Origin of the sequence: Alteribacillus persepolensis (assembly GCF_900099605.1) — a bacterium.
GTDB lineage: Bacteria > Bacillota > Bacilli > Bacillales > Marinococcaceae > Alteribacillus > Alteribacillus persepolensis.
In genome coordinates this window covers 22,209-28,637 of the sequence record NZ_FNDK01000031.1, presented here as the reverse complement: position 1 = coordinate 28,637, position 6,429 = coordinate 22,209, and the positions used below count along the sequence as shown (strand labels likewise).

Here is a 6,429-nt window from a genome sequence, read left to right as displayed (position 1 = left end):
CGGTTATTGTTTTTCTAATAAAAAGAACGGACGGCCGATTGATGCATCCAGACGAAAATAGCGGTCTAATCCTGCAGCACGGAAAGAGTGCAGCATATCTGTAACCGTTTGCAAATCTGGAATGTTGTAAAGAAAACAAGCATGCCATTGATGAGGTCCTGCTTGACCGGCAGTCATAATGTCTCTGTCAAATGTCGCCAGCAGTTCAGAGCCGTTTCCCTTCCATTCCTCTAGAATGGCAAACAACTTCGGCAGAATGTCCTGTTCTTTCTCTTCTTGAGAGGTATCGAACCAACCAGTAGACTCAAAGGTCATGAAAACTCGTAGTGGACTTGGTACTTGTGGTGTATCATGCTTTATTTCTCCCATTGCATCTCATCTCCTTATTATCTCATTTCTACATCCCTCTTTTTCAGAGCATATAAAGCACCCTTTTACTAAAATGTTATCTTTCCAAGAAGTAAGAATATTTGTAAAGAAAGCTGAACCTTGAAACGATTATTGGAATTTGACAAGTCGATACCAAGTAGTTCTTCTGTTTTCCGCAAACGGTAGCGCATTCCGCTTATAGAGATGGACATTTCGCGTGCCGTCTTATGCAAATTAAACTCATTTTGTGAGTAGAAAAAGAGGGTTCGTAACAATTCAGCATCTCTTGCTTTATCATAGTCCAGAATCGGCTGCAGATTTTCCTCAGCGAAACTTTTTAATTCGTCTGGTTCTCTCGCGTAAAGGAGTAATGATAAGTGTCCTAAATCACTTGCTAGCAAAACTCTCGACTCATCCGTTCGAATTTTTGCTAATTCTGCAGCTTGTTTTGCTTCTTTCGCCCTTCGATGAAAATCATTAATTTTTTCAGTTTTCTCACTAACTCCTATACAAATATGCCGGTTTACACCATCGATTTTTTGTAATAATTTTTCGGCAAATTGGAAAATTGTGCATTTTTCTTTATTAATAAACGTTTTAGAAACAATCATCTGTGCACTATTCCATTTCGTCAATACAAGCACATTAGTGCCATACTTATTTTGTTCTTGATAAAAATTGTTTAATGTATTACGAATTGCTAATTCATCATCATTACCCAGTGTCTTTTCTTTCTGATCCTGCTTATTTTCCATGTTAATATGGAGGACATAATGAGGAACTGATAAATCGTATTCCAAATAGGAAAAACGGTTATGAATTTCTGTTACATCTGCTTTCTCACTATTTAGCAGTTGTTCAAGCAGCTCCCCTTTCAAACGTTGTTCTGTTTCGATTGCAATTCTGTCGTTTTGTATCTGTAATGCTGCCACCGTTGCAACCCTTTCCAACAAGTCCTTATAAAAAGAATCAACTTTCTTACTTAATGCTATTGTTACAAATCCATAGATTTGATCTTTTACAACGATGGGCGCAGTGACTAGTTTAAATGTTTGGCCAGGCAGCTCTGCCTCTACTATATTATTCGCAGAAGAAACGGCTTGATGATCAGACCACGAATGTTTAGCTGTCAGCTGCTTTTCCATGCCAGGCGTTATACCATAAGAAGCTATTTCTCGAAATTGTTGATCTTCTATTATAACCTGGGACTGAATATTCTCTCCAAGAATCTTTGCAAAAGAAGTAAGGCCTCGGCCTTCTAGCAGTTCTTTATTTAAGTTTCGACTCAATAAAAATCCAATTTCGAGCCTTTCTTTTTGCATTTCCATATTTCGATACATCTGGTCAAGTTCTCCAGACATATCATTATCCTCATAAAAAATGATTTCTTCGTTTACTTCATCCCCCCATTCTTCAATGGCTTTACCAATATAACTACAATGGCTGTCACCTTTTCCTCTGCACTTTTGTTCTTTAAATATAATTTGCTTCCCCATACAGGCGCTTGTGTATCCGCTCGCATAACCAACTAGGTAATAACACACCGGTTCTTTGTGAAGAGAGAAATAATGGGTGTGCTGGCGCGCTTCATACGAGTCAATCCAATAGCCAGACACGTTAAACAACCCTTTTTCCATGTCAACTTGAAAATGTTCTGGATACGAATACGCTCTTCCTGTGAGATGATGCAATTTGGAGCCAGCGACAAGCCAATCTACATCACTATCCCAATCGATTGTGTCTTTTAGTATACGAGCCTCGTGTTCCCCACACTTATATCCATATCTCATTAAAAACCGTTTAGCTCTTTGAACACCAAGTGCAGTAATTAAATCTTTTCGAAGCAATCCCCACGCATCAGCACTTGCTAATATAAGTTCAAGCTTCCTCCATTTTTCACCGTTAGTCTCTGTTAAATTCATTAAATGCTCCAAAGTGAACTCACTTGCTTTGATATTCAATGACCTTACCCCGCCTTCATTATTTTTGACTTTTATTTATATTTTGACATTTATCGACAAAATAATAAAGGCTTTTCGTAAACCACCCTCTCCTGAGAAACCGGCCTTACCTTTAATCTTTATTTACCAGCCCGCCCAAAGCCGCAGAACTGTGCCATAGCAAGACACGAATATCCCGTTTTTTGAGTATTTCTGGTTTGTGGTTTTGCAGCTGCACTCTTAATATCAGAGTGTTTGGAATATTTTATTTAACATTTATAGTATTTTATTGAATGATTTAAAACAATAACATAATAGGTTTAAATATTTTAAATATTTAAACCTATTCATACTAATTACTGTTAAACTTAACTGCATTTACTGTTCTCCAGAGGCGAAAGCAGCCACTACTTCCTCAAAAATAACTTTTCAAAAAAATGTCTCTCAATAATCAGCTTTCACTAATTTGAGAGACACCTTTTCGTTATTATTATTGTTTCCTTTGCCGCCAACAACTATCTGCGTATTTGCCAAATTAACGCATAAGCAGACCTCCATTAATATCAAAAGTAGCACCCGTTATGTATATCGCAAACTCAGAAGACAAATACAAGACTAACTTTGACACTTCCACCTTTTCACCTATACGGCCTATAGGGATAGTATCTATTATTTCATTCATTTTTTCCTTGTCCATTTTCTCCATCTCAGGACTTTTTACAACAGCTGGAGCAATAGCATTTACTGTAATGTGATCTTTAGCCAGCTCTCTGGCAAAGACTTTTGTTAAGGCCAACTGGCCCGCTTTGGAAGCAGAATAATGGGCACCGGAAGTTAACGGCCCGGATTGACCGGCATAAGAGGATATGTTGATAATCCGCCCCCATTGTTGATCCCTCATTGTCTGTATGACTGCTTGGGAAAATTTAAATGTTCCTGTTAAGTTAACAGATAGCAGTAACTCCCACTCTTCATCTGTAATATCATCTATTTGTGTCTCTTTACGTATCCCAGCATTATTTACCAAGATATCAATTCTCCCCCAATGATCTAGCACCTTTTCTACACACTCGAAAATATCTTCTCTGTTTCGGACGTCTACTTTCAGAAACAATGCGTTCTTTTTGTATTCTCCTGCAATTTCTTTCTCTTGTATAGCTTTTAAACCTTCAAAATTGATATCAACAAATACAACTCGCTTTCCGTCTTCAAGCAGTTCAAAAGCAATTGATTTCCCCAATCCTTGAGCTGCACCTGTCACAATAGCTACTCTACCAAAGCCATCTAAATTCATTTTTACAACTCCTTTTCCATTTGGAAGTGATCAGCAATTCTTTTTTACCTTCATTTACCATATATAAAGATATTATCATTTTCTACCTCTACGTGACTTTGTCCACAACATACTATATCATTCTGAATATCAATACAATATTCTTTTTCTTAATGTGAAAAATTTATTTTCTCCGAAGAACTTGTTATGATGAATATACTTGGATTAACAACAAAATGATACTTATTCACTTTGGCATCCACCCTATTTTTGTTTCACTATGTTAAATGATTACATCGCTGAAGTATTATTAAATAGCAATATGTAATTTTTTCTAAGAAGGAGGTTTCATTTTTTTGGTTAACTCTGTTAAAAAATCGATCGAAATTTTAAATTGTTTTACTTCTGATCAGTTAGAAATCGGCATAACTGAATTGTCCAAAAAACTTAATATGAATAAAAGCACTCTGCATCACATAGTAAAATCACTTAGCGATGAAGGCATTTTGATTCGAACTAAAGACAGGAAGTATCGCCTCGGCACAAAGTTGTTGTTATGGGGAGATTTGGTATCCGCTCAATACAAGCATTATTTTAATACATTACCCTACATTGAAGAACTGGTAAAAAAGACAAATGAGACGGTTCACTTAGCGATCAGGGAAAATGATAAAGCTACCTATTTGCTAAAGGTTGAACCAAAGGTTACCGTAAAGATTAAAACATCCATGGGAGCGAGAAGACCTATTTATTGCACCGGCGTCGGCAAAGTATTACTAGCGGCAGATGAAAAGAAAAACCAAATAAAAGATATTCCACTAGAGGCATTTACAAAAAATACCGTCACTGACCATGATGAGTTATTGGACGAATTAAACACAATCAAACGCAACGGTTTTGCAATAGATAGAGAGGAGTACGAGGAAGGGTTAATGTGTTTAGCAGCACCTGTCAAGGATATCTCCGGAGATGTCGTATGTGCAATAAGTATATCAGGCCCAGAGGTTCGTTTATCTGAAAATAAAAATACTTTAACGGACCACCTGTTAACTGTTACACATAAAATCTCTAAAAACTCAATACTTTATTAAACTATTAGATTGTCACAACCCCCACTGTTTCTGCCCCTTATTCACTAAAACATTTTTAAATACAGATGATGCAGCGCATCCCAATCAAGCGCTGCATTATCTGCATTTATGATTTCCATTCACCCTAGCCCCCTACAATCCAATCGGCTTTTTTCTCAACCACCCTTAATCGAATCATTTTTTCACAATGAGAAACTATATATAAATATATATCATTATTATAAATTTTAATAATTAACAACACCACCTCTCTCGCAGCACATAAATTCAACATTTTTCATACAAACCCGTCTCTTTCCTATAGCCGATTTTTCAAATATAACGATAGTTAAAAATCACACTTCTAAAATTTTTATCATTTTGTTTCAAATAGAGAAACTTTTTATTGTTAATATTTTTAAAAAGTCCTACAATTAAGTCAAATCGATATGAAGGAAAGGTGATTATTATGTTATCAAAAGAGAAAAATGAATTAATTACCCACACCGGCCCTGGAACACCAACAGGTGATTTGTTTAGACGTTACTGGATTCCCGCCCTTCAATCTGACGAACTGGAGAGGGATGGTAAACCTAAGAGAGTCAAATTATTAGGTGAGGATTTAGTCGCATTTCGGGATACCGAAGGAAAAGTCGGTTTAATTGATGAACGCTGCCCTCATCGCGGGACATCCTTGTACTATGGGATTAATGATGGGTGTGGAATTAGATGCATGTATCATGGATGGAAATTTGACACTGACGGAAATTGCACAGAAATTCCTTCAGAAGCAAAAGACGGAAAATTTCGCCAATCTATTCAACTCAAAAATTATCCAACTGAAGAACGAAATGGGATTATTTGGACGTATATGGGTCCTGAAGAACAACAGCCTCCATTCCCTGAGTTTTACTGGATGGGCCTTCCGAAAGAAAACATTTTAGTGGAACGCGTCTGGCAGGAATGCAATTACCTGCAAGTTATGGAAAATGATGTAGACTTTGTGCATGCTGCGTTTTTACACCGAGCTCACGGTTCACAGGCCGTAGAAGAAGGAATCTTAAGTACAGACTTAGGTATTGATCCGAATCATCCGTTAGTTAAGAACCCACCTGTTAAGCAAGCAGTAGAAGACACAAACTACGGTAAGCGCTGCGTAGCCGTCGGGATTGGTAATGAAGAAGAGAATGCCTTCATGGAAATTCATTACATCTTCCCATTTTACACCTACCCACCTCGTTTTGGAGGAGAAGACGGAATGTGGCATGCTTTCATTCCACGGGATGATCACAGCACATGGGCATGGGATGTCCAATTCGCTCATGACCGTCCTATCGACGTAGAAGCTCAACATGAACGCCGCGGCTTAGAATTAGACGAAAATTTACGAAAAAAGAAAAATATTGAGAATGAATACGGTCAAAATAGGGACCTGCAAAAAACTAAAAACTTTACAGGTATTCGCGGTATTGCGAATCAGGATCATGCGGCAACGGAGACGATGGGAACGATTACAGATCGAACAAATGAGCATTTAGGAACCAGTGACTTACCAGTTATACAAATTCGCCGTTTATTGTTTCAACAAATTGATGCCATCCAAAATGGAGAAGAGTTGTTTGCATTAGATAATGAATCCTTAAAGACCCTTTATAGTGATGGACTTTATGATAAAAAGGAAAAAACATGGAAAGAAGCTCTGCCTTTAAACGAGCAATTCGCTAAAAAAACGAAGGCAGCTGAATCCAAATAAATGCATGCTATATGACTGTAAAGA

5 protein-coding genes are annotated in these 6,429 nt (G+C 37.3%); 2 read left to right on the top strand and 3 right to left on the bottom strand.

Annotation, left to right across the window (positions count from 1 at the left end; genetic code table 11):
- Positions 1-3 precede the first annotated feature (3 nt).
- The 3 genes from BLT18_RS16200 to BLT18_RS16190 all read right to left on the bottom strand — a co-directional run bounded on the left by BLT18_RS16200 (position 4) and on the right by BLT18_RS16190 (position 3,603).
- Positions 4-369, bottom strand: coding sequence for a hypothetical protein (locus BLT18_RS16200; protein ID WP_091276389.1), 366 nt, complete (start codon positions 367-369; stop codon positions 4-6).
- A gap of 68 nt (positions 370-437) precedes the next feature.
- Entirely contained in the window at positions 438-2,330 is a 1,893-nt protein-coding gene (locus tag BLT18_RS16195; protein ID WP_091276387.1) for a XylR N-terminal domain-containing protein, read from the bottom strand.
- A 514-nt stretch (positions 2,331-2,844) separates the two neighbouring features.
- Positions 2,845-3,603 (bottom strand): SDR family NAD(P)-dependent oxidoreductase, encoded by a 759-nt coding sequence (locus BLT18_RS16190; protein WP_091276381.1) that lies wholly within the window; start codon positions 3,601-3,603, stop codon positions 2,845-2,847.
- Between the two features lie 335 nt (positions 3,604-3,938).
- Here BLT18_RS16190 and BLT18_RS16185 point away from each other — a divergent pair, with 335 nt between their 5' ends.
- Positions 3,939-4,673, top strand: coding sequence for an IclR family transcriptional regulator (locus BLT18_RS16185; protein WP_091276378.1), 735 nt, complete (start codon positions 3,939-3,941; stop codon positions 4,671-4,673).
- Between the two features lie 448 nt (positions 4,674-5,121).
- Positions 5,122-6,405 (top strand): Rieske 2Fe-2S domain-containing protein, encoded by a 1,284-nt coding sequence (locus BLT18_RS16180; protein ID WP_091276376.1) that lies wholly within the window; start codon positions 5,122-5,124, stop codon positions 6,403-6,405.
- The last annotated feature ends 24 nt before the right edge of the window (positions 6,406-6,429 follow it).